23 protein-coding genes and 1 pseudogene are annotated in these 22,976 nt (G+C 73.2%); 12 read left to right on the forward strand and 12 right to left on the reverse strand.

Annotated features, from left to right (window positions below; all coding sequences use genetic code 11):
- Positions 1-514: phosphopantetheine-binding protein (locus tag HET64_RS19865; protein ID WP_215107466.1), on the forward strand; the 514-nt coding region annotated here is incomplete at its 5' end.
- Between the two features lie 9 nt (positions 515-523).
- Positions 524-1,363, forward strand: coding sequence for a thioesterase II family protein (locus HET64_RS19870; RefSeq protein ID WP_215107468.1), 840 nt, complete (start codon positions 524-526; stop codon positions 1,361-1,363).
- Positions 1,364-1,476: 113 nt separating this feature from the next.
- On the opposite strand, the gene HET64_RS19875 is transcribed toward HET64_RS19870, so the two are convergent.
- Positions 1,477-2,472: a LuxR family transcriptional regulator gene (locus HET64_RS19875; RefSeq protein WP_215107470.1), complete on the reverse strand. Its 996-nt coding sequence runs from the start codon at positions 2,470-2,472 to the stop codon at positions 1,477-1,479.
- Between the two features lie 137 nt (positions 2,473-2,609).
- Here HET64_RS19875 and HET64_RS19880 point away from each other — a divergent pair, with 137 nt between their 5' ends.
- Positions 2,610-3,032 (forward strand): hypothetical protein, encoded by a 423-nt coding sequence (locus HET64_RS19880; RefSeq protein WP_215107472.1) that lies wholly within the window; start codon positions 2,610-2,612, stop codon positions 3,030-3,032.
- Positions 3,029-4,444, forward strand: a complete 1,416-nt coding sequence (locus HET64_RS19885; RefSeq protein WP_215107474.1) for a helix-turn-helix domain-containing protein — start codon at positions 3,029-3,031, stop codon at positions 4,442-4,444. Before HET64_RS19880 ends, HET64_RS19885 begins: the two co-directional genes overlap by 4 nt.
- Positions 4,445-4,503: 59 nt before the next feature.
- On the opposite strand, the pseudogene msrA reads toward HET64_RS19885, so the two are convergent.
- Positions 4,504-5,088, reverse strand: a pseudogene (gene msrA, locus HET64_RS19890) (peptide-methionine (S)-S-oxide reductase MsrA); the annotation flags it as partial.
- Between the two features lie 30 nt (positions 5,089-5,118).
- Positions 5,119-6,027: a LysR family transcriptional regulator gene (locus HET64_RS19895; protein WP_215107476.1), complete on the reverse strand. Its 909-nt coding sequence runs from the start codon at positions 6,025-6,027 to the stop codon at positions 5,119-5,121.
- Positions 6,028-6,160: 133 nt separating this feature from the next.
- Here HET64_RS19895 and HET64_RS19900 point away from each other — a divergent pair, with 133 nt between their 5' ends.
- Positions 6,161-7,372, forward strand: a complete 1,212-nt coding sequence (locus tag HET64_RS19900; RefSeq protein ID WP_215107478.1) for an MFS transporter — start codon at positions 6,161-6,163, stop codon at positions 7,370-7,372.
- Between the two features lie 16 nt (positions 7,373-7,388).
- Here HET64_RS19900 and HET64_RS19905 read toward each other — a convergent pair whose 3' ends face one another.
- A complete protein-coding gene (locus tag HET64_RS19905; protein WP_215107480.1) occupies positions 7,389-8,492 on the reverse strand; it encodes a hypothetical protein in 1,104 nt (367 codons plus the stop codon).
- A 67-nt stretch (positions 8,493-8,559) separates the two neighbouring features.
- Here HET64_RS19905 and HET64_RS19910 point away from each other — a divergent pair, with 67 nt between their 5' ends.
- Positions 8,560-9,705 carry a cystathionine gamma-synthase gene (locus HET64_RS19910; RefSeq protein ID WP_215107482.1) on the forward strand — a complete coding sequence of 382 codons (1,146 nt, stop codon included), beginning with the start codon at positions 8,560-8,562 and terminating at the stop codon, positions 9,703-9,705.
- 54 nt (positions 9,706-9,759) lie between these two features.
- On the opposite strand, the gene HET64_RS19915 is transcribed toward HET64_RS19910, so the two are convergent.
- The 4 genes from HET64_RS19915 to HET64_RS19930 form a co-directional block, all read right to left on the reverse strand.
- A complete protein-coding gene (locus HET64_RS19915) occupies positions 9,760-9,951 on the reverse strand; it encodes a DUF1059 domain-containing protein (RefSeq protein WP_215107484.1) in 192 nt (63 codons plus the stop codon).
- Positions 9,952-10,015: 64 nt separating this feature from the next.
- Positions 10,016-10,273 (reverse strand): hypothetical protein, encoded by a 258-nt coding sequence (locus HET64_RS19920; RefSeq protein WP_215107485.1) that lies wholly within the window; start codon positions 10,271-10,273, stop codon positions 10,016-10,018.
- On the reverse strand, positions 10,270-10,794 hold the full coding sequence (locus HET64_RS19925) for a sigma factor-like helix-turn-helix DNA-binding protein (protein WP_215107487.1): 525 nt from the start codon (positions 10,792-10,794) through the stop codon (positions 10,270-10,272). The genes HET64_RS19920 and HET64_RS19925 overlap by 4 nt, the downstream gene beginning before the upstream one ends.
- 62 nt (positions 10,795-10,856) lie before the next feature.
- Positions 10,857-11,387, reverse strand: a complete 531-nt coding sequence (locus tag HET64_RS19930) for a MarR family winged helix-turn-helix transcriptional regulator (RefSeq protein ID WP_215107489.1) — start codon at positions 11,385-11,387, stop codon at positions 10,857-10,859.
- Between the two features lie 157 nt (positions 11,388-11,544).
- Here HET64_RS19930 and ilvA point away from each other — a divergent pair, with 157 nt between their 5' ends.
- The 4 genes from ilvA to HET64_RS19950 all read left to right on the forward strand — a co-directional run bounded on the left by ilvA (position 11,545) and on the right by HET64_RS19950 (position 15,653).
- Positions 11,545-12,774: a threonine ammonia-lyase gene (gene ilvA, locus HET64_RS19935; protein WP_215107491.1), complete on the forward strand. Its 1,230-nt coding sequence runs from the start codon at positions 11,545-11,547 to the stop codon at positions 12,772-12,774.
- Between the two features lie 150 nt (positions 12,775-12,924).
- Complete coding sequence (locus HET64_RS19940; RefSeq protein WP_215107493.1) at positions 12,925-13,947, forward strand: ATP-binding cassette domain-containing protein; 1,023 nt, start codon at positions 12,925-12,927, stop codon at positions 13,945-13,947.
- Positions 13,944-14,807 (forward strand): ABC transporter permease, encoded by an 864-nt coding sequence (locus HET64_RS19945; protein WP_215107495.1) that lies wholly within the window; start codon positions 13,944-13,946, stop codon positions 14,805-14,807. Before HET64_RS19940 ends, HET64_RS19945 begins: the two co-directional genes overlap by 4 nt.
- 30 nt (positions 14,808-14,837) lie before the next feature.
- Positions 14,838-15,653, forward strand: a complete 816-nt coding sequence (locus HET64_RS19950; protein WP_215107497.1) for a DUF899 domain-containing protein — start codon at positions 14,838-14,840, stop codon at positions 15,651-15,653.
- A 133-nt stretch (positions 15,654-15,786) separates the two neighbouring features.
- On the opposite strand, the gene greA is transcribed toward HET64_RS19950, so the two are convergent.
- Positions 15,787-16,284 carry a transcription elongation factor GreA gene (gene greA, locus HET64_RS19955; RefSeq protein WP_215107499.1) on the reverse strand — a complete coding sequence of 166 codons (498 nt, stop codon included), beginning with the start codon at positions 16,282-16,284 and terminating at the stop codon, positions 15,787-15,789.
- Positions 16,285-16,468: 184 nt separating this feature from the next.
- Positions 16,469-16,885 carry a DUF4307 domain-containing protein gene (locus HET64_RS19960; RefSeq protein WP_215107501.1) on the reverse strand — a complete coding sequence of 139 codons (417 nt, stop codon included), beginning with the start codon at positions 16,883-16,885 and terminating at the stop codon, positions 16,469-16,471.
- A 214-nt stretch (positions 16,886-17,099) separates the two neighbouring features.
- On the opposite strand from HET64_RS19960, the gene mca reads away from it, so the two are divergent.
- Together mca and HET64_RS19970 are read left to right on the forward strand one after the other, a co-directional pair.
- Positions 17,100-17,981 carry a mycothiol conjugate amidase Mca gene (gene mca, locus HET64_RS19965; RefSeq protein WP_215107502.1) on the forward strand — a complete coding sequence of 294 codons (882 nt, stop codon included), beginning with the start codon at positions 17,100-17,102 and terminating at the stop codon, positions 17,979-17,981.
- Between the two features lies 1 nt (position 17,982).
- Positions 17,983-18,222: a hypothetical protein gene (locus HET64_RS19970; protein WP_215107504.1), complete on the forward strand. Its 240-nt coding sequence runs from the start codon at positions 17,983-17,985 to the stop codon at positions 18,220-18,222.
- Between the two features lie 158 nt (positions 18,223-18,380).
- On the opposite strand, the gene HET64_RS19975 is transcribed toward HET64_RS19970, so the two are convergent.
- Both HET64_RS19975 and HET64_RS19980 read right to left on the reverse strand, forming a co-directional pair.
- Positions 18,381-21,599, reverse strand: coding sequence for a tetratricopeptide repeat protein (locus tag HET64_RS19975; protein ID WP_215107506.1), 3,219 nt, complete (start codon positions 21,597-21,599; stop codon positions 18,381-18,383).
- A 156-nt stretch (positions 21,600-21,755) separates the two neighbouring features.
- On the reverse strand, positions 21,756-22,895 hold the full coding sequence (locus HET64_RS19980) for a DUF4190 domain-containing protein (protein WP_215107508.1): 1,140 nt from the start codon (positions 22,893-22,895) through the stop codon (positions 21,756-21,758).
- Positions 22,896-22,976 lie beyond the last annotated feature (81 nt).

Below are 22,976 nucleotides of genomic sequence, written 5' to 3' on the forward strand. Positions count from 1 at the left end.
CCTCGACACCATGCCCCTCACCCCCAACGGCAAAATCGACCGCACCGCACTCCCCACACCGGACCTCACCTGCCAGCGCACCCCCCACCGTGCCCCCCGCACACTGGAGGAGAGGCTCCTCGCCGAACTGTTCGCCGAGGTCTTGGGCGTCGAGGAAGTAGGCCTGGACGACGACTTCTTCACCCTCGGCGGCCACTCCCTCCTCGCCACCCAGCTCATCGCCCGCATCCGCTCCGACTTCGGTGTCCAGCTCCCGCTGCGCACCCTCTTCGAAACCCCCGTACTAGAACCCCTGACCGCCGAGGTCACCGCCCTCATCGCCGAGGGCGCCCACGACGGTGGCCACACCGCGGGTGTCGAGACGCTCCTCGCGGAGATCGAGCACCTCTCCGACGCGGAGGTCGAGGCCCTGCTCTCCGGCTCCGCCCCCGAGGGGACCGCCGGACCCGTTCCGGTTCCGTCGGCGCCCACCGCCGACGCCCACCGCCCGACCCACGCCGCCACCCGACTCTGAGGAGTACCCATGACGACGATGACCTGGTCTCCTCGACGGACGGCCGACACCACCACGCACCGGGCGGCGGCCACCACCGCCTGGTTTCCCCCGGAGCTGTCCCCCGCGGACCCGTTCCGCCGGCGCCTCTACTGTCTGCCGCACGCCGGAGGCAGCTCCTCCGCCTACCGGGCCTGGGCCGGGCGGCTCGGCGCCGGCATCGAGGTCGTCCCCGTCCAACTGCCGGGCCGCGGAACCCGGTTCGCCGAGCGGCTCGCCACCACCGCCGAAGAGATCGCGGACGGCCTCTCCGCCGCCATCGCCGAACGCGACGACCGGGAGTGGAGCCTGTTCGGCCACAGCATGGGCGCCCTCCTCGCCTACGAAGTGGCGCACCGCATGTCCGCCTCCGGCCGTCCGCCCGCCCACCTCGTCGTCTCCGGGATGACCGCGCCGCCCCTGGCGGCCCGCCGGGAACGACGTCCGGTTTCGGAGCTCTCGGACTCCGAACTGACGCGGCGGATCGGGGAGCTCGGCGCCACGCCCGACGACGTGCTGAAGTCGACGGAGATGATGGAACTGCTGCTGCCCGTCTTGCGGGCCGACTACCAGGTCTGCGACAGCTACCGGTTCACCTCGCGGCCGCCGCTGCGGGTCCCGGTCACCGTCCTCGGCGGTGCCGCCGACCCCGGAGCTCCGGTCACCGGCCTTGCGGCATGGCGGGACCTGACGTCCGCCGGGTACGAGATGCGTCTCTTCCCCGGCGGGCACTTCTACCTGAACAACCGCCTCGACGAGGTGCTACGGGTCGTCCGGGCCGCGTGCGGGGGCGGCGGCCGGCCTCTCGGAGGCCGGCCGCCCCACGCCTAGGGCCTCTCGCCCCAGGGCTGTCCGGCGGACCTGGTCATGGTCCGCCGGACACACCCGGGTGTCCGGGCCGGGGGCGGCAGGTGCGGGCGAGGGCCCGGCGTGCCCGGGCCCCGTCAGGAGGCCTCGACCGGGATCTCCTTTTCCCCGTTGAGTTCCTCCTTGGCGAGCAGATAGCCCAGATGGAGGCGGCTCCTCGCGCCCACGCTCTCCCGGATCCGCGCCAGGTGGCTGTGGTAGGTGCGCTCACTGATGCCGATCCGCCGGGCGATCACCGAGTCGGTCAGACCCTCGATGAGCAGGCGCCTGATCATGTTGTGGATGTCCGGCATGATCTCGGCGGAGGCGTTCGCCGTGCAGGTGGGCGCGAAGGGTATGGCCCGCTGCCAGTTCCGGTCGAACACGTCCGTCAGGAACCGGACCAGCGGCTCGTCGTGGATGACCGCGGCCGAGGTGCGGTCATCACCCGTCGGCAGGATGGCCACCGTGCGGTCGATGACGAAGAGCCGCTCGAAGAACTCGTCCATCGTGCGGACCTCACCCCCCTCCTCCGTCACCGACAGGACGTAGGCCTTCGTGGGTGCGTCGAAGCGCGCCGGGTGCTGGTACAGCGTCCGCATGCGCACCCCGCGGCGCAGATGTTCGAGCGTGTACGGCAGGACGTCCCGGAGAATCTCCGCCGGGCGCCCGCCCCCCGGCTGGGCGGTGAGGATCTCCTCCGTGGCCTCGCCGCTGACCCGGCCCACGTAGTCGCGGATCGCCTCCATGCCGTGGACGTACTCGACGGCGGGCGTCGCCCGTTCGGGCTGGGCCTGGGCCATGAAGAGGCCGAGTGCCGGCGCGAGCCGGTGCTCGACCTCCGTCGCCTGCAGTTCCAGCTGCCAGGCCCTGGTGCGCCACTGGGCCGCCAGCCGGGCCTCGACCAGCCTCGGGTCGACCGGCTGCAGGTACCTCTCGTCGGGTGACGGTTCCAGCAGCCCGACCTTGAGGAGGGTGTCGACCCCCGGCAGATCGGTGTCCCGGGCGATACACCCTTCCCTCAACGCCGCTTCGTACGCGGGCAGTGCCTCCGACGACAGTTCTGTCAGGTTTTCCAGGTTATCTATCCCCATATGTCCCCTCAGGTCTCTGTGATGCAAGAACCTGCCCCCCCGGCTCCCTGGAGATCCTAGTTGGCCAAAACCTAGCCTCCAGGGGACCGGAGCAACACCCGGTCGGACTCGCCAAGAGCTTCAGGGGGAAGACAGCCATGATCGAGATTTCTGCGGTAGTCACCGGTACCGGGCACGGCGGCAAGGGGGCAGCGCGTCGGGGGCGTCGGGCCATGGCCTGCGCGGTGCTGGGGGCCGGATTCCTGCTCGCGAACATCAACGTGGTGGGCGACCTCGCGCCGGATGCTCCTGCCGCACGTTCCGTCGTCGGCGGTCTCGACTCAACTTCCTTTGACACCAACCCTGTTGCCACCGACCTTGGCTGGAATGCGGCTGGTTTCAGCACGGTCGCGACCGACCTGGGCTGGAACGCGCCGAAGCCGAAGGGCCCGAAGGGCGACCTGGGCTGGAACAGCCACAAGCCGGGCGAATCGAAGCACCACCCCCACGGGGACTCCTCCCGTCCGGCGCACGGCACCGAGACCGGCTCCGCGCACGGGATGCCCGGTGGTGTCGCATGACGGCACACCTCGTCGGAGTGCGGACGGAGCGTTCGGGTGCGACGGCCGCGCGCCCCCACCCGGACGCCGGGCCGACGCGCTTCGGCGGCACCCTCCAGACCGCCCGAAGACGGGCAGGCCTCACCCAGGAACAGCTCGCCGCGGCCTCCGGCGTCAGCATCAGAGCCATCCGGGACCTGGAACTGGGCCGCGCCCAGCGCCCCCGCAAGGAGACGATCAGGCTCCTCGCCGACGCCCTCGGCCTCACCGGCTCCCACCGGGTCCTGCTCGACGGGGCCTGCGGACACTCCTCCGCCGACACCACCCTGCGCCAGATGTACGCGGAGCGGAACGCCTCCGTACCGGCGGCGATGGGCCCGCTGATCGGCCGGGAACGAGAGCTCGAAGTGCTGGCCCGTGCCCTCCTCGGCGGCCAGGACCGCATGCTGTCCCTGGTCGGGCTGCCGGGCGTGGGCAAGAGCCGGCTCGCTCTCGCGGTGGCCCACCGCTACGAGGCCGAACGTGAGGCCCGCGTCGTCTGGCTCCCGGCCCGCCACGGCGGCGACGCCACGCCGGCCGGCCCGGACCCGGGAGAGGACAGCGCGCAGTCGCTGCTCACCTCCTGGATGCTGGACCGGCTCTCGGGCCCCGGCCCGCTGGACGAGCTGGCCAGGCTGATCGGCCAGCGCCGCACCCTGCTGGTGGTCGACGGGTACGAGCACGACCCCGGCGACACCGTCGGCACGGTCGATCACAGCCGCCTCGTGCGACTGCTCGCGGCCTGCGACCGTCTCCAGGTGCTCGTCACCACACGGGCCCCGCTGCCGGTCCTGGGGGCCCGTGTCGTGCCGATCGGGCCGCTGCCGCTGCTACCGCCGTTCGGGGAACCCGGCTCGGCCCCGGCAGCTGTGCGGCTCATGGCGTCCCACGTCGGCTACGCCCGTCCGGCGCTGCAGCAGACCGCAGCCGTCACGGAGGCGGTGACCGGACTCTGCGGACACCTGGACGGGATTCCCCTCGCCCTCAACCTGGCGGCGGGCTGGCTGCCCATGTACTCACCCGACCAGCTGTTCTCCGCGGCCCGGGACAACCCGCTGCACCTGGTGGAACCCGTATTCGACGGCGAGTTCGGCGGGCACCCCGACCTGGCGGCACTGATCCGCGGCGCCGTCACGGCGCTGCGGCCCGCGCAGTCGAGGGCCCTCGCCGCCCTCGCCCTCATGGACGGGCCCTGCCCGACCGAGGAGGTGCGGCGCCGGCTCGGCGGGCCTCCCCAGGAGACCCTGCGCGCCGTGCACGGACTGCTGCTGCGCGGCCTGATCCGGGAGGAACGCGTTCCGGGGGGTACCACCGTCTCCGTGCTCAACCTGGTCCGTCACACGCTCCACGCGGACAGCGAAAGCACCGCCCTGCCGGTCGTCGCCCGGCTCTGACCCTCCCGCGGGCTGCCGGCCGGAGGGTCGGAGCGGCAGCCCGCGAGTGAGTTCAGGACTCAGTGGCCATCGGCGGGGGCGACACCGATCGGGCAGGAGACGCCCGTCCCGCCGATGCCGCAGTAGCCGCCGGGGTTCTTGTCCAGGTACTGCTGGTGGTACGCCTCCGCCGGCCAGAACGGGCGGCCATCGGCCGGCAGGATCTCCGTGGTGATCTCCTTGTGGCCCGACGCCGTCAGGACCTTCTGGTACGCCGCGCGGGAGGCGTCGACGGCCGCTGCCTGGGCGGGGGAGTGGGTGTAGACCGCGGAGCGGTACTGGGTGCCCACGTCGTTGCCCTGGCGGAAGCCCTGGGTCGGGTTGTGCGACTCCCAGAACAGCTTCAGCAGCTCCTCGTAACGGACGACGGCCGGGTCGAAGACGACGCGTACCGCCTCCGTGTGCCCGGTCAGACCCGAGCAGGCCTCCTCGTACGAGGGGTTCTCCGTGTAGCCGCCCTGGTAGCCGACGAGCGTGGTCCAGACGCCCTCGGTCTGCCAGAACTTCCGCTCCGCACCCCAGAAACAGCCCAGCGCGAAGTCCGCCACCTCCAGGCCTTCCGGATACGGGCCCACCAGCGGGTTGCCGAGGACCGTGTGGCGGGAGCGGCCGCCGGGATTCCGGGCGGTGGCCGTTCACCCGGCGGCGGCCGCATCCCCGGCGACGTCCGCCAGCGCCCGTGCGAAACCACGGGTCCGGGCCGTCTCGTGGTTCCGGTGCCACACCAGCGCCAGGGAGGACTCGGGGAGGCCGGTCACCGGGACGAAGGCCACCGCGTGGCTGCCGTAGTAGTCCGCCGTCGGGTCGCACAGCAGCATCCCGCCCCGGTCCGCCCGCACCAGGGCCAGCCCCTCCTGCAGGCTGCTCACCGCGGGCCCGGCCGGAATCGCGCGGCCGCCCGGTGTGACGACCGGGGCCTGGGCCAGCCGCCAGTACTCCGGGGCCGCCCCCCGGACGCCGATGAGGGGGCAGCCCGCCAGGTCCTCGGCGTCGATGCCGGGGCGGCGCGCGTACGGGTGCCGGTCGGAGACCGCGAGGGTCAGCGGCCGGGCGGAGAAGACCGGGCCGAGCACCAGCGCGTCGTCCAGGACCGGCATCAGCACCACCGCCGCGTCCACCTCCCCGCGGTGCACCGCGCCGAACGGGTCGGAGAGCGGGATCTCCACGATCTCGGCGGTGCGGTCGCGATGCCCGTCCCGGAAGGCCGTGACCGCCCGCAGGAACAGGTCGTTCGCCGTGCCCTGGAAGCCGACCCGGAACACGCCCCCCAGGCCCCGCGCCGCCTCCCGCACCTCGTCGATCGTCGCGACGATCGTGTCGAAGGCGGGCCGCAGCCCCCCGTGGAGCTGCTCGCCGAGCGGGGTGAGCCGGACCCGGCGGCTCGTGCGGTCGACCAGCCGGCCGCCGATCCTGCTCTCCAGGGCCCGCAGCAGCTGGCTGATCCGGCTCTGCGAGAGGTACAGGCGCTCTCCGGCCCGGCCGAAGTGCAGCTCCTCGGCCAGGGCGAGGAACGCCTCCAGCTCCCGGATCTCCGGGTTGCTCATCTGTCGCCCGCCTCCCTGGTCCGGATCCGGTCCGGACCCTGGTCCTGATCAGGTCCGGACCGATGAGTCCAGCTCATAGAAGGATGAGAGTTCGGCCGTTGTTCCCGGCCCCCGCCCCCGATTGGCTGGGGACATGACGCAGGTTCAGGAACCATCAGGAGCCCGGGCCGCCCGCCCGTCGCCCTCCCGCAACGGCTGGCCGGGCGTGGCGGCCCTCACGCTCGGCACGTTCACCGTGGTCACGTCCGAGATGCTGCCCGTCGGACTGCTCACGCCGATGGGCCGCTCGCTCGGCGTCCCGGAGGGAGTGGCCGGTCTGACGCTGACCATCACCGGCCTCGTCGCGGCGCTCTCGGCCCCGGCCCTCGTCCCGCTGCTCGGCCGCGCCGACCGGCGTACGGCCCTGTGCGCGCTGGTCGCGGTGCTGGTCGTCGGCAACCTGGGTGCGGCCTGGGCGCCGGACTTCGGGACCATGGTCGTCGCCCGCGTGCTGGTCGGCATCGGCATGGGCGGCGTCTGGGCCGTCGCGGCGGGGCTCGCGGTGCGCCTGGTCCCGGCGAAGTCCGCCGGTGCCGCCACCACCCTGGTCTTCAGCGGCGTCGCCGTCGCGTCCGTCCTGGGCGTCCCCGCCGGAACGTACCTCGGTGCCCTCGCGGGCTGGCGCGCCGCGTTCCTGGCGGCCGCCGGGCTCGGTCTGGTGGTGCTGGTCGCGGCGGCGCTGCTGCTGCCCCGGCTGCCCGCCGAGCGCACCGTTCCGCTCGGTGGTGTGCTGCGGCTGACCCGCGACCCCCGGCTGCGCACCGGCCTCCTCGTCGTCGGCTTCCTCGTCACCGGCCACTTCGCCGCGTACACCTACATCAGGCCGGTCCTGGAGGACGTCACCGGCGTGGGCGCGGGCACGATCGGCGCCCTGCTCCTGGTGTACGGAATCGCCGGCGTCGCCGGGAACTTCCTCGCCGGGGCCGGAGCCGCCCGCTCGCCGCGCACGACGCTGCTGGTGATCGGTACGGTCCTGGCGCTCACCGTGGCCGCCCTGCCGTGGCTCGGCGGCTCCCCGGCCCTCGCGGCCGTACTGATGGCCCTCTGGGGCCTCGGCTACGGCGGCGTCTCGGTGGCCACCCAGACCTGGGTGCTGCTCGCGGCCCCCGACGCACGCGAGGCCGCCTCCTCGCTGTTCGTCGGGGTGTTCAACGGCGCCATCGCGCTCGGGGCGCTGGCCGGCGGGCTGGTCGCGGACGGCATCGGCGTCACGGCGGTCATGGCGACGGGCGCGGCGCTCGTCGCCGGTGCGCTGGTGACCACGGCGGCCGGCCGGGCCCCCGGCCCCGCACCCGCCGGGCCGTGATCCCGCACGGAAGCGGTCAGTGCGGCAGCGTCGCCGGGCTGCCGCCGTTCGCCTCGTAGCCGGCGACCGCCAGCGCCCGGTAGACCGTGTACTGCGCGGCCGGGTCCGCGTCCGCCGTCCACGGCAGCGCGCCCACGTGGCCGTCGATCCGGATCAGCTGGTGCATCGCCTCCGACCAGCGCTCCATGTGGACCAGGAACAGCACCAGCAGATGGCGGACATGGGCCAGCATCGGATCGTCCGACCGCGCCGCGTGCACCGCGAACATCGCGCCCTCGACCGCCTTGGTGACCACCTGGCCCCGGTAGAAGCCCTGGACGAGGTTGACCTCCGGCAGGTGCTCGTACACCGCGAACAGCGGCAGCGCGGCGAGCAGCGAACCCTGCGGGGCGCGGGCGGCGGCGGCCGTGGCGAAGGTTTCGGCGTCCTTGCGCGAGCCGTGCCACCGCTCGGAGTGGAAGTGCAGCGCCGCGATGTGCGCGCCCATGTGCGCCGGAGCCCGGTCGATGATCTTCGCCCAGAGCTGGTCGAACTGCTCGGGGGTGTAGCCGAGCCCCCGGGCCACCGCCAGCTCCACGATGTACGGGACGGGGTCGCCCGGCGCGAGGAGGGCCGCCTCGCCGCAGACCGTACGGGCCTCCTCCAGGATGATCCGGAAGTCGTCGCTCCCCGCCGCCGAGGACCGCCACGCCTGCTGCACCAGGAACTCCGCGTGCACCGCCGCACCGCCCGCGTCCTTCGGGGACTCCGCGCGCCAGTTCCGCAGCCACGCGCCGCCCTCCCCGGGCCGCCGAGCCAGCTCCAGCGAGGCCGCGCCCGCGAAGGCCTGGATCCGCTGCCAGCGCACCTCGCCCTCCTTCGGCGTCCCGGCGAGCAACTGGGCGGCCGCCCGCCAGTCCTGGGTGCCCTGGACGACGTCGAGCACGTCCAGGAGGTCCTGGTCGGGGCCGGGCATCCGGACGTCCAGCTCCTCCTGACGGGCGAAGCCGTACGTGTCCGGGTCGGCGGCGTCCGGCGAACCGGGGGCGACCTGGCGGATACCGCCCCGGCGGCGCATGACCCAGGGGCCGACGACCGCCGCGAACAAGCACATCGCGAGCAGGAACAACAGAATCTCCATGACCCCATTGTCCCCGGAGCGGCGAGTGGCCGGTAAGGGCCCTCCGCACGAACTACGCTCGGGGCCCATGAGCGACCAGCACAGCTTCGAAACCCTCGCCATCCACGCGGGGAACACCGCCGACCCCCTCACCGGCGCGGTGGTTCCGCCGATCTACCAGGTCTCCACGTACAAGCAGGACGGCGTGGGCGGACTGCGCGGCGGCTACGAGTACAGCCGCAGCGCCAACCCGACCCGCACCGCCCTGGAGGAGAACCTCGCGGCCCTCGAAGGCGGCCGCCGCGGCCTCGCCTTCGCCTCCGGCCTCGCCGCCGAGGACTGCCTCCTGCGCACGCTGCTGACCCCCGGCGACCACGTGGTCATCCCGAACGACGCCTACGGCGGCACGTTCCGGCTGTTCGCGAAGGTCGCCTCGCGGTGGGGCGTGGAGTTCTCGGTGGCCGACACCTCGGACGTGGCCGCCGTACGGGACGCGCTCACCCCGCGCACCAAGGCGATCTGGGTGGAGACCCCGTCCAACCCGCTGCTCGGCATCACCGACATCGCCGCCGTGGCGCAGGTCGCCCGGCAGGCCGGAGCCCGCCTCGTCGTCGACAACACCTTCGCCTCGCCCTACCTCCAGCAGCCCCTCGCGCTCGGCGCCGACGTCGTCGTGCACTCCACCACCAAGTACATGGGCGGCCACTCCGACGTCGTCGGCGGCGCGCTCGTCGTCAGCGACCCGGAACTCGCCGAGGAACTGGCGTACCACCAAAACGCCATGGGCGCGGTCGCCGGACCCTTCGACGCCTGGCTCGTGCTGCGCGGCATCAAGACCCTCGCCGTCCGCATGGACCGGCACACCGAGAACGCCACCAAGGTCGCCGACCTGCTGACCCGGCACCCCAAGGTCTCCCAGGTCCTCTACCCGGGCCTGCCCGAGCACCCCGGCCACGAGGTCGCCGCCAAGCAGATGAAGGCGTTCGGCGGCATGGTGTCCTTCCGCGTCGCGGGCGGCGAGGAGGCGGCGGTCGAGGTCTGCAACCGCGCGAAGCTCTTCACGCTCGGCGAGTCCCTCGGCGGGGTGGAGTCCCTCCTGGAGCACCCGGGCCGGATGACGCACGCCTCCGCCGCCGGCTCCCCGCTGGAGGTCCCGGCCGACCTGGTGCGGCTCTCCGTCGGCATCGAGAACGGCGACGACCTGATCGCCGACCTCACCCAGGCGCTCGGCTGACCTGCCGGAAACGATGAGGGGCGCCCACCGGAACCGGCGGGCGCCCCTCATGTGTCAGACGCCCACCTTCTCGTCCTCCAGCATGCCCCTGACCTGCTCCCGCAGTGCGGGACCGTCCTCGTGCCCATGGACCGACGCGGCGTGCTCGCTCGCGGCCCGGACGACCTCGTCCTCCTCACCGGAGATGGCGAGGGTGCAGTTCGTCTCGCTCGGATAGTTGCGGCAGTCCGCTACCTTCCTGGTCATCACGGCCTCCTCGGCTCGCTCGACCCTTCCAGCGTAGGCGCGTCGCCCCCGCACCCCCAACGGCTCACCAGCCCTCCAACGGGGGAGTGATCTGCGCGGGCTCGGTCTCCCACGGCTGCTCGACCCCGGCCCAGACGAGGAACGCCGCGAACGCCACGGCCAGCAGCCAGACCGCCGTCCGCCCCACCGCCCGGCGCAGCCGCAGCCGGCGCCCGCCGCGCAGCACCGCCCGCGCGGCCAGGTCCGGCGGCAGGGCCGGATGCGGGCCGTCCAGCATCCGGCGGACCTGCTCCTCGCGCGGGTCCCGGCGGTCGGCGCTCACGGTGCCGCCCGGGAGCCCGGGGCCGGCCGCGGCCCGGCCGCACCGTGCGAGGGCGCGCGCCCCTCACCGGCGGCACGGCGCGACGCGCGCAGCGTCGCCACCGCCCGGGCGCACACCGCCCGGATCCGGTCGCCCGGCAGCCCGAGCAGCGCCGCCGTCTGCTCCTCGCCGACCTCCTCGTACACCCGCAGGACGAGAACGAGCCGTTCGACGGGGGTCAGCCGGTCCAGCGGACCGCCGCGCGGCCGCTGGTGGCGCCGGGCCTCCCGGGCGAACCGGAGCGCCAGCTCCCGGCGGGCCAGATCGTAGGGGTCACCGCCGTGCGGCCCGTCCCAGTCGGCGTACGTACGGGCGAGCGCCGCGTGCAGCAGCCGCTCGGCCCGCGCGTACGCGCCCGGCGGGTGCGACGGTTCGCCGGTGAGCAGCGTCGCCGTGTGCAGCAGACGACCGCCCGCGCCCGCCACGAAGGCCTCGAACTCCAGGGCGCGGAGCCGGTCCCGGTGGGTCGCCCGCTCTGCCATGGACCACATACGAGCCCCGGCGCACCGCCCCGGTCAAGAGCCCGGACGCGGCGCTCTTCCCGTCAGTCGGACTGCGGCGGCTGGTGCGCGGCCTGCCGGGCGGCCAACGACCCGTTGAAACGGGTGAGCAGGGCGCAGAACGTGTCCCGCTCCTCCTGCGACCAGCCGTCCGTCACCTGGGACATCAGCTCGCGCCGCGAGGCCCGGACCTCTTCCAGCCGGGCCTGACCGCGCGGCGAGAGCTGGAGCACCACGGCCCGGCCGTCCTCCGGATGCGACGTGCGCTTCACCAGACCGGTGTCGACGAGCGGCGCGACCTGCCGCGTCACCGTCGAGGAGTCGATGCCCATCCCGGCCGCCAGCGCCTTGACGCCCATCGGACCTTCCCGGTCCAGCCGGTTCAGCAGCAGGTACGCCGCCCGGTCCATCGAGTTGCGGACCTGGCCGACACCGCCGAGGCGGGTCTGCTCGGCACGGCGGGCGAAGACCGCCACCTGGTGCTGGAGGGAGTCCAGCAGGCGGTCGGGGCCCGGGTGTTCGGGGGCGGCGCCCCCGGAAGGAGACGCAGCAGTCGTCATGTCCTGAGGGGGCATGGCCGGGGGCTCTCTTCGTGCGGTGTCGGATGGGTGGGGGACAGAGTACGCGGCCCCGGGGCAACGCGTACCAGTGCCGCACAAACCTGCGGACACCACCGCAGGCCGCCATGAGACAAGTCTGCCGCGCCCGGTCGGAGCTGCCAGACTTGCGGGCATGAGCTTCCGCGCGACCGCCCGCCACCCGGCCCTGATCCTCGACGACGTCCGGGGCGCGCAGAAGATGCTGTCCGGGGTCGCGCGGGTGACCGCCCTGGAGGGCAGCCGCCATCTGACCGAGCTGGTCGGCTCCCCGGTGCACCTCAAGTGCGAGAACCTCCAGCGCACCGGCTCCTTCAAACTGCGCGGCGCCTACGTCCGGATCTCCGGCCTCACCCCGGTGGAACGGGCCGCCGGGGTGGTCGCCGCCAGCGCCGGGAACCACGCCCAGGGCGTCGCCCTCGCCTCGTCCCTCCTCGGCGTACGCTCCACGGTCTTCATGCCCGTCGGGGCGCCCCTGCCCAAGGTCGCCGCGACCCGCGAGTACGGGGCCGAGGTGCGGCTGCACGGCCAGGTCGTCGACGAGACCCTCGCCGCCGCCCAGCGGTACGCGGAGGAGACCGGCGCGGTCTTCATCCACCCCTTCGACCACCCCGACATCATCGCGGGCCAGGGCACCGTCGGGCTGGAGATCCTGGAGCAGTGCCCCGAGGTCCGCACGATCGTCCTCGGCATCGGCGGCGGCGGGTTCGCCGCGGGCGTCGCCGTCGCGGTGAAGGCCCTGCGCCCCGACGTCCGGGTCGTCGGCGTCCAGGCCGAGGGGGCCGCCTGCTACCCGCCCTCCCTGGCCGCCGGGCACCCCGTCTCGCTCGACTCCCCGGCCACGATGGCCGACGGCATCAAGGTGGGCCGGCCCGGCGACGTACCGTTCGCTCTCGTCGAGGAGCTGGTCGACGAGGTCCGCACGGTCACCGAGGACGAGCTGTCCAGTGCGCTGCTGCTCTGCCTGGAGCGGGCCAAACTGGTCGTCGAGCCGGCCGGGGCCAGCCCGGTGGCCGCGCTGCTCAGCGACCCGAAGGCGTTCCGGGGGCCGGTGGTGGCCGTGCTGTCCGGCGGCAACGTCGACCCGCTGCTGATGCAGCGCATCCTGCGGCACGGGATGTCCGCCGCGGGCCGCTACCTGAGCCTGCGGCTGCGCCTCACCGACCGCCCGGGGGCGCTGGCCGCCCTGCTGGCCGCGCTGACCGTGGCCGACGCCAACGTCCTCGACATCAGCCATGTGCGCACCGACCCGCGCCTCGGTCTGACCGAGGCTGAGGTCGACCTGCACCTGGAGACCAAGGGGCCGCAGCACTGCGCGGAGGTCGAGGCGGCGCTGCGGGCGGCGGGCTTCCGGGTGATGGGCTGAGGAACCCGCCGCGGAGGGGCTGATCGCGCCGTGGCGCGGCCGACATGTACCCGTTCACCGGGCGGTGGCGGCCCGCCGATCCTAGGATCGGACCGGAAGGCCGTTACCGGCGACACCATCACCATCCGCGAGTGACGGGGGAGCCCCTCCATGCCAGGTGCGATCCACGCCGAAGGTCTGGTGAAGACCTTCGGCGACGTACGAGCCCTCGACGGCGTCGACCTCGACGTCCCCGAGGGCACGGTCCTCGGACTGCTCGGGCCCAACGGCGCGGGCAAGACCACCGCCGTACGGGTGCTGACCACGCTGCTGCGCCCGGACAGCGGCACCGCCGTCGTGGCCGGGATCGACGTACTGAAGAAGCCCAACGAGGTACGCCGCTCGATCGGGCTCTCCGGGCAGTTCGCCGCGGTCGACGAGTATCTGACCGGCCGGGAGAACCTCCAGATGGTCGGGCAGCTCTACCAGCTGAGCGCCCGCGACGCGAAGGCCCGGGCGGGCGTCCTGCTGGACCGGTTCAACCTCGGCGACGCCGCCGACCGCACCGCCAAGACGTACTCCGGCGGTATGCGCCGGCGCCTCGACCTCGCGGCGGCGCTCGTCGTGTCGCCGCCCGTGATGTTCATGGACGAGCCGACGACCGGCCTCGACCCGCGCAACCGGCAGCAGCTGTGGGACGTGATCGAGGACCTGGTGGCGGGCGGCACGACGCTGCTGCTGACCACGCAGTATCTGGAGGAGGCCGACCGCCTCGCCCACGACATCTGCGTCATCGACCACGGCAAGGTCATCGCCCGCGGCACCTCCGACCAGCTCAAGGCCCGCACCGGCGGGGAGCGCGTCGAGGTCGTCGTGCACCGCCCGGACGAGATCGAGCGCGCCCGGTCCGTGCTGACCGCCCTCGGCAAGGGCGAGGTCACCGTCGCCCAGCTCTCCCGCAAGCTGACCGTCCCGGTCAGCGGCGGGGCCAAGCTGCTGGCCGAGATCATCCGCGACCTGGACGCCCGGGGCGTGGAGATCGACGACATCGCCCTGCGCAGGCCCACCCTGGACGACGTCTTCCTCTCCCTCACCGGCCACGCGGCCGAGGTCCACGAGAACGGGGACGAGGAGCCCGACGGAGCGGTAGCGGAACGTTCCCCCGACTCCCGGAGCAAGGAGGACACCCGGTGAGCGCGATCGCCAAGGACGCCCCCTCATTGGTCCCTCGCCCCGCCGGGGGCGTTACGCAGTCCGTGAAGGACTCCCTCGTCGTCGCCAAGCGGAATCTGATCCGGATGACCCGGATCCCCGAGATGGTGATCTTCGGGCTGATCCAGCCGATCATGTTCGTGGTGCTGTTCACCTACGTCTTCGGCGGTTCCATCAGCATCGGCGGCTCGACCGACCCGCAGCTGTACAAGGAGTTCCTGATGGCGGGCATCTTCGCCCAGACCGTCACCTTCGCCACCGCCGGTGCCGGCGCCGGCATCGCCGACGACATGCACAAGGGGCTCATCGACCGCTTCCGGTCGCTGCCCATGGCCCGGGGCGCGGTCCTCACCGGACGGACGCTCGCCGACCTCGTACAGACCACGCTCACCCTCGTCGTGCTCGCGGGAGTCGCCCTGATCGTCGGCTGGCGCACCCACGAGAACATCGGCAAGGTGATCTGCGGCTTCCTGCTGCTGCTCCTGCTCGGCTACGCGTTCTCCTGGATCGGAGCCCTGATCGGCCTGTCCGTGCGCACCCCGGAGGCGGCGACCTCCGGTGGCCTGATCTGGCTGTTCCCGCTGACGTTCATCTCGAACGCCTTCGTGCCGGTCACCGGCATGCCGACGTTCCTCCAGCACGTCGCCGAGTGGAACCCCTTCAGCGCCACGGTGGCCGGGGCCCGCGAGCTCTTCGGGAACACGATGCCGGGTGTGCCGAAGTCCGTCACCGGGGCCTGGCCGATGGAGCACCCGATCATCGCCTCGGTGATCTGGTCCGTGCTGATCATCGTGGTCTTCCGCACCCTCGCGGTCCGCAAATACCGCTCGGCCGCCGTCTGACGCCCGCCGCGCGACACCACGGAGGTAACCATGACCAGCACACCGGACGACCCGGCCACCGGACTGCCCGGCGCCCCGCCCGTCGTCGACCCGGCCACCTGGCAGGCCGCCCGGGACGAGCTCCTGGTCCGGGAGAAGGCCCACACCCGCCAGGGCGACGCGCTCGCCGCGGCCCGCCGCCGGCTGCCGATGACGGAGGTCGACGCGACGGCCGAGGTCGTCGGACCCGAGGGCCCGGTCCCGTTCCTGGACCTCTTCGAGGGCCGCCGGGAGCTCGTGGTCTACCAGCACATGTGGTACGACGGCGCACCGCACCAGGGCCAGTGCGAGGGGTGCACCGACGCGGTCTGGCACATGAGGGACGCCGTCTACCTCAACGCCCGGGGCGTCTCGTTCGCCGTCGTGACCACGGCCTCCTGGGAAGAGGTGGCCGCCTACACCGCGTTCATGGGCTACACCCAGCCCTGGTACTCGGTGCGGGGCCTGGACGCGCCGATCGGCGGCGAGATGGGACACCTCGCCTGCTTCCTGCGCGACGGCGGGCGGGTGTTCCTCACCTACTCCACGACGGGCCGCGGGATCGAGGTGGCCAACGGCTCCTTCGGCCTGCTCGACCTGACGCCCTACGGCCGCGGCGAGGCGTGGGAGGACCGGCCCGAGGGCCGGCCCGCGATCGGCCGGGTCCGCGACGGCTATCCGGGCGAGGGCGGCCAGGTCTGCTGGTACTGGCGCACCGACGCGGACGGGACCGCGAGCTGGGGCCCGGCCAGCCGCCCCACCCCGCAGTGGACCCGCCCCGGTGTGACGCCGGAGAAGACCCTCGGCCGCACCGGCGACTGCTCCTGACCCGGCCCGCGGGAACGGCCCGGGTACGGACGGTGACGCACGGGAGCCCCGGCCGTACGACGCACACGACGCACGGGAGCCCCGGCCGTCCGTGGCCGGGGCTCCCGTGTCGTTCCGTCGTGACGCGGCCGGATCAGCCGGTGTAGGGCTTCGCCGCCAGGATCTTCACCGAGGCCGTCCTGCCGTTCGGCAGCTCGTAGTCCGCGTCGTCGCCGGTCCGCTTGCCGTTCACGCCGAGACCGAGCGGGGACTGCGGGGAGTACGTCTCGATCTCCGTGCTGGCGTACTCACGGGAGGCGAGCAGGAAGGTCAGCGTGTCGCTCTCATCGCCGTCGAAGGCGATCGTGACGACCATGCCGGGCTCGACCACGCCGTCGTCGGCCGGCGCCTCGCCGACCTTCGCGTGCTCCAGGAGCTGGGTCAGCTGGCGCACCCGCAGCTCCATCTTGCCCTGCTCCTCCTTGGCCGCGTGGTACCCGCCGTTCTCCCGGAGGTCACCCTCCTCACGGGCCGCCGCGATCTTGACGGAGATCTCCGTGCGCGCGGGACCAGACAGGTACTCCAGCTCGGCCTTGAGCTGGTTGTACGCCTCCTGCGTGAGCCAGGTGACGTTTTCGCTGGTCTGGGTCACAGGTGCTCCTCGTCGGTGCTGGGAATACAAAGCATCGCCCTACCCAGAAGCATGTGCTTCTCCGGGTGGGCGAAACCACGAGCCTAACAATTCCGCAGGAAAAGGGGGAGAAGGTAAACCGTCACACCCCCCACCCGGCCGATGCGACCCATATCGTCGCAGGTCACAGGCGGTGCGGCAGGGATCAGCCGGTCGGGCCGTCGTCGGCGGTGCAGCCCATGGGCTCGACCGCGGTCGCCCGGGACCGGGTCACCACGGACACGACCTCGTCGATCCGGTCCTCGGCCCGGTCGAAGCGGACCTCCTTGCGGCCCACCTCGGAGCCGTCCTCGCTGAGCGCCCGCACCAGGCAGTAGCCGTGGCCGTCACGGTCCTTGCGGACCTCCAGGTGGACATCGGCCCGGGAGTCGGAGACGACCTTGAACTTGATCATCTCGGCGCTGATGCCCTGGCCGCCGACGTAGTCGAAGCCGATCCACCCGATCACACCGAGCAGGGCGACGCCCAGGACCGATCCGACGATCTTCAGCTTGCGGTCCGCACGCTGATCCTCGGTCCGGCCGTACCGCCCCTCGGGCAGGGCCTCGCGAACCGTCGTCATGATCGTTCCCTCCGGACCGGGCATCGAGGAATTTTCCGGCCCCTCGTTCAGTCACTATAGAAGCCGCCCGCCCGGCGTCCGACCGCGCCCCACACCGATGCCGCGCGGGCGCGGCACCTCTTGAGACAGAGACCCGGACCGGCTCCGACAGCGACCCGGACCGACCTGACCGACCCATGATCGACCAGAGCGACCAATGACTGAGGATCGAGCTTTGACTGAGCAGCTGCGACTGATGGCCGTTCACGCCCACCCCGACGACGAGTCGAGCAAGGGCGCGGCCACCATGGCCAAGTACGTGTCCGAGGGGGTGGACGTGCTGGTCGTGACCTGCACGGGAGGCGAGCGCGGCTCCATCCTCAACCCGAAGCTCCAGGGCGACGCGTACATCGAGAAGAACATCCACGAGGTGCGCAAGAAGGAGATGGACGAGGCCCGGGAGATCCTGGGAGTCCAGCAGGAGTGGCTCGGTTTCGTCGACTCGGGGCTGCCCGAGGGCGACCCGCTGCCGCCGCTGCCCGAGGGCTGCTTCGCCCTGGAGGACCCCGAGACCGCCGCGGGGCGCCTGGTGGCGAAGATCCGCGCTTTCCGGCCGCAGGTCATCACCACGTACGACGAGAACGGCGGCTACCCGCACCCCGACCACATCATGACGCACACGATCTCGATGATCGCGTTCGACGGTGCGGCCGACGCGGAGCGGTTCCCGGAGGACGAGTTCGGCCCGGTCTGGACGCCGCGGAAGCTCTACTACAACCAGGGCTTCAACCGGCCGCGCACCGTCGCCCTGCACGAGGCGCTCCTCGCCCGGGGCCTGGAGTCCCCGTACGGCGAGTGGCTGGAGCGCTGGGACGAGTTCGAGCGCGTGGAACGCACGCTGACCACGCACGTTCCCTGCGACGAGTTCTACGAGATCCGCGACAAGGCGCTCATCGCGCACGCCACGCAGATCGACCCCGAGGGCGGCTGGTTCCGGGTCCCGATGGACATCCAGCGCGAGGTGTGGCCCACCGAGGAGTACGAGCTGGCGAAGTCTCTGGTCGATACCTCCCTCCCCGAGAGCGACCTCTTCGCGGGCATCCGCGACAATGCCTGATATGTACGCGACCCAGGCACTGACGCACCTCGTCCCGCTCGCCGCCGAAGAGCTCGACAAGAACAAGGTCACCCCCGGCGTCCTCGGCTTCCTCGTCTTCGCGGCGCTGGCCGTCGGCGTGTGGGCCCTGATGAAGTCGATGAACCGCCACATGGGCAAGGTCAACTTCGAGGAGGCCCCCGACCCGGACGCGGTGGCCGCCGAGCCCACCGCCGACGGGGCGGCCGCACCCCGGAAGTAGCCCGCGCCGGGGCCGCGCGTACGGGAAGGGCGTCCGGCCCCGGGGCCGGACGCCCGTCGGCCCGTGGCCGGACGGACGCCGGTCTCCGACGCCCGCCCGCGCAGACCCGCCCGGTCACGTCCGTGTCGTGACGCCGTGACGGGCTGACGGGCGTGTCGTCAAGGCCGGGCCGGCTCCGCCGTGACGCCCATGATCTGGCCGGCGGCGCGGGTCGGGGTCAGCCCGAGCCGCCACGCCTGCCAGCCGTCCTCCAGGTCCACGCCCCGCTCCAGCGCCACCGCGAACACCGCCGCCGACTGCTCCAGCTTGCCGTCCCGCGCCGGATGCCGGGCCTCGATCAGCTCGGCCAGCTCCTGCTGCGCCACCACCGTGCCCACCTCGATGCCCCCGGGGGAGGCGTACGGCAGCAGCGTGCAGCGCAGGAAGCGGGCCCAGTCGGCGCCCCGCGCGTCCCCGTACGAGGCGAACAGCTCCGCCGCCTCACCGCACAGCTCCAGTGCCTGCGGCGCACGCCCGTTGCCCGCGTCGACCAACGCCAGCTCCACGCACGCCCACGCCTCCCCGTACGGCACCTTGATCCGCCGGAAGTCGGCCCGCGCGTCCATCAGCAACTGCCGGGCGAACCCCGAATTGCGCAGGTTGCCCGTCTGCGCGGCCCGCTGGTCCCGGGTCACCCGGCCCGAATGGTGCCGGGCGCACGCCAGCCCGTACACGTCCCGCATCCGCGAGAACATCGTGCGGGACCGCTCCAGCTCACGCACCGCCTGATCGGTGTCCCCGTCCTCCTCCAGCGCCTGACCCAGGTAGTACAGGGTCCAGGCCTCGCCCCGCGCGTCCTCGTTGTCCCGGTGCCGGTCCAGCCCCTCGCGCAACTGCTCCAGGGCGGCCGCCGGATCACCGTCCAGCAGCCGGACCCGGGCCAGCTGGGTGAGCGCCCACGCCTCGCCGCGCCCGTCGCGGGTGCGCCCGTACAGCTCCAGGGCGGTGTTCAGCGCCTCCTCGGCCGGGGCGACCTCACCGGTCCGCAGCCGCACCTGCCCCAGCTGGAACTGCGTCCAGGCCTCACCGTGCAGCGACTCGCCCTCCCGGTGCAGCCGCAGCGCGTCGGCCAGCAGTGTCAGCGCCCGCGCCAGATCGCCCCGGTCGCGCTCCACGGCCGCCAGGGCGTGCAGGGTCCAGGCGCGGTCCTCGGCCTGCGCGTCGGACGACTGGAGCGCCAGCGCCTCGCCGAGCCGGGCCGCCGCCTCCGTGAGATTGCCCTGGTGGTGCAGGGTGATGCCGAGCGAGCACAGTGCGAGCGCCTCGCCCGCGTCGTTCTGCGCCTCGTGGTACAGCCCGACGACGGAGGACAGCGTGGTGCGGGCCTTGTCCAGCTCGCCGAGCTGCCGGGCCGCGATCCCCGTACGCCACTGCACCGACCGCTCCAGCAGCCCCTGGTCCACGGCCTGCGTCAGCTCGCTGATCTCACCCAGGCGGTACAGGTCGCCGCGGAGCAGGCAGTAGTCGCACAGGGCGCCCAGCAGATGCAGCACCGTGGCCTGGTCGACGCCCTCCGTGTGCCGCAGCGCCGCCGTGATGAAGCTCGACTCGTCGTCCAGCCAGCGCAGCGCCGAGTCCAGCGAACCGAAACCGTGCGAGCCGAACTGCCCGGCGCGGGTCGACATCTTCCCGTCGACCATCCGGATCACCGCGTCGGCCAGCTCCGCGTAGTTCGTCAGCAGCCGCTCCTGCGCCGCCGTCCGCTCGGCCGGCTCCTCCTCGTCCAGCAGCCGGGCCAGCGCGAAGGCCCGCACCAGATCGTGCAGCCGGTAGCGCGACCCCCGTACGCGGGTGAGCAGCCCTGCCCGGGTCAGCGCGGTCAGCAGCCGCTCTGCCTCCTGCTCGTCCGCCGCGAGCAGCGACGCCGCCGCTGCCGCTCCCAGGCTCGCCCGGCCCGCCAGCGCGAGCCGCCGCAGCAGCCGTCGGGCCTGCTCACCCTGGTCGGTGTAGCGCAGCCACAGCGCCCGCTCCACCGGGTCCACGGGCCCGTACGCGCCCAAGTCCTCCGCCAGCGTGTGCCGGCTACGGCCCCCGAGCGCGGAACCGGCCACCCGCAGCGCCAGCGGCAGCCCGCCGCACAGCTCCACGACGGTGTCCGTGGACGGGTAGTCGTAGGGCCCGGCCTCCTCTTCGGCGACCTCGCGCAGCAGTTCCTCCGCGCCCGCCGCGTCCAGCGGGCCGACCGGCAGGTGGTGCACCCAGGCAGGAAGGTCCTCGGGCAGCTCCAGCGGTTCCCGGGCGGTGACGATCACCAGACTGTCCGAGCGCTCCGGCACCAGGGTGCGGACCTGCGCGGCGTCCGTGGCGTCGTCGAGCACGATCGTGACCGGCGTCCCCGTGAGGTGCTGGTGGTACAGCTCGCCGAGCCGCCGCACCTGCTGCTCGGGCGAAGCGCCTTCCCTGAACAGCAACTGCTCGCGCGGCGCGCCCAGCCGGTTCAGCAGGTGCAGCAGGGCGTCCCGGGTCGGCAGCGGGCTCTCCCCGGCGACCTGGCCGCGCAGATCGACCACGCACGCGCCCCGGAACTGGTCCTTGAGCGCGTGGGCGGCCCGCACCGCGAGCGCCGTACGCCCCGCCCCCGGCTCACCGTGCAGCACGACGACCGTCGGCCGGGTCCGCGTCGAGGCGCGGGCCGCGTGCACCCACTGCGCGATCTGCGCCAGCTCGGCCCGCCGCCCCGTGAACGGCCCCTCCGCCCTGGGGAGATGCCCGAAGGACTGTTCCAGCACCACCCGGGTGCGGGCCGCCGCGCTGCGGTCCCCGCCACGCAACTGCCGCCCCACCGGCGCGCTCTGCTTCTTCTTGGCGCGCGCGGCGGGCGTCAGCATGCGCTGCTGGTCCAGGTACGGGCGGATGCCCCGTACCTCCAGGGCGGTCAGCCACTGGAGGCGCAACTGCTCGGCCCCGCCCGGCTGTCCGGCCGCTCCGGCGCGGCGGTGGGCGGCCGGCCAGTGCGAGGCGGTCGCCTTCGCCACGGTCGTCGCCGTGCCGGCCACCGCGACGGCCGCGCCCGCGCCGAGCGCCAGGCCGGTGTTGGCGCCGAGCGCCAGATCCGCGCCGAACGCCGCTGCCGCGGCAACTCCCGTCACCAGCAGCGGCGTTCCGAGTGCCGCTCTGCTGAAGCGCTCCGAGAGCGGGCGCTCTCCCGCCGCCACCGAGTCCAGCGCCCGCGTGTACGCGGCGTACTCCTCGCCCGCGCTGGTGGCCATGGTGTCGAGCGCGGCCCGCGCCCGCGACATCAGCGCACCGGCATCGGTCCGTCCGCCGGTGCGCCGCGTCTCCTCCTCCACGGCGCGCACCAACAGCCTCTCGGCTTCCGCCCGATGGCTGTCCCGCATATGTGTCCCCCTCCGAGTGCCGCGCTCCGGACCTCGGGTTCCGGAGCGTCGGATACCAAGCGTCAGATACCAAGCCTCGGGGTCAAGTGTCCTGCGTGGCGGGCTCCGGCGCGAGGGGCGCAGGGCAAGGGGAGAGTCAAGCCGCGGCCGGACGCCTCACCCGGCCAGGTCGCCGCCGCCCGGCAGCACCAGCCCGAGAGCGGCCCGTACGGCCTGTTCCTCACGGGTCCCGTCGTTCTGTCCGACCGCCCCGAGGAGCCGCTCGAACTCCTCCGCCGTGGACGCCTTCGCGGCGGAGCGCATCACACCCGACAGCTCGTCGAACCGGTCCGCGAACGCGTCGGCCGGCCCTCGCGCCGTCGCCGGGAAGCCTTCCTCGGCCCGCAGCAGCCGGGCCGACCCGCTCGCGCCGTCGGCCATCCGCCCGGCCCAGGCCGTGGCCCCGTCCAGATCGCTCCGGGGCTCCTCGGCGGGCCGGCTGACCCGGGCCTCACTGGCCGGGCGCAACGCCGTCAGGTACGCCAACTGGGGGCCGTCCCAGGCAGCTGCGTCCTGCCGCAGCGACTTCTCCAGCGGTCCTGCGGCGGAGCCGACCCAGCACAGGACCGTACGGTTGCCGCGCGCCCAACTGGCCGCCTCGGGGTAGTAGTAGTACATCTGGATCCGGGGGAGGGCCACGGTGTCGAGTGCGAAGTCGTGCAGCAGGGGAGCGCACCCCTTGTGGGTCTCGGCCGCGATCGCCCCGGCACCGGGGAACGCCTCGCCCGCCAGCTCGAACGACCCGTAGACCTGGCCCTGATGGGCCTCGTCGCACGGAACGACCTTCGCCGACAGACTCTTCAGCCGGTCCCCGCCCGGCGTGGGCAGCCCGTCGGTCGGGGTGAAGCAGTCGTCCTCGCGCAGGTCGAACAGCGATCCCGTCCCCGGGTCCCGGGGACCGGAGGCCTCGCCGCCCTCCGTCGTCCAGGCGTCGAACCGCACCCCGCCGATCACCAGCAGCAGCACGCTCATGGCGACCACCGCACCGCCGACGGCCGTGCCGGCCACCGCGAGCCCCTTGCCGCGCTTGCCGTTGCCGGGGATCCGCACCAGCGCGACGATCCCGAGGACCAGCCCCAGCGGCGCGAGGCAGATCAGCAGCGACAGGACGAGCGAGGCGACGGCGAGCCCACTGAGCGGCTGCCGCGGGGCGGGCCGCCAGGTGCCGTACGGGCCTGCCGCGGGCGGCGTTGGAGGCCCAGGGTACGAAGGGGGCCCGGGAGGTCCGTGGGACGGCGGAGGCGGCGGCACGGTCATGGTCCTGTGCCCTTTCGCTCGGTAGGCAGCGCAGGATTCCGTGTGGGGCCGGGGTGCCGAAACGGTAGCACCGCACACCGG

This window comes from Streptomyces sp. McG3, from assembly GCF_018619185.1.
GTDB lineage: Bacteria > Actinomycetota > Actinomycetes > Streptomycetales > Streptomycetaceae > Streptomyces.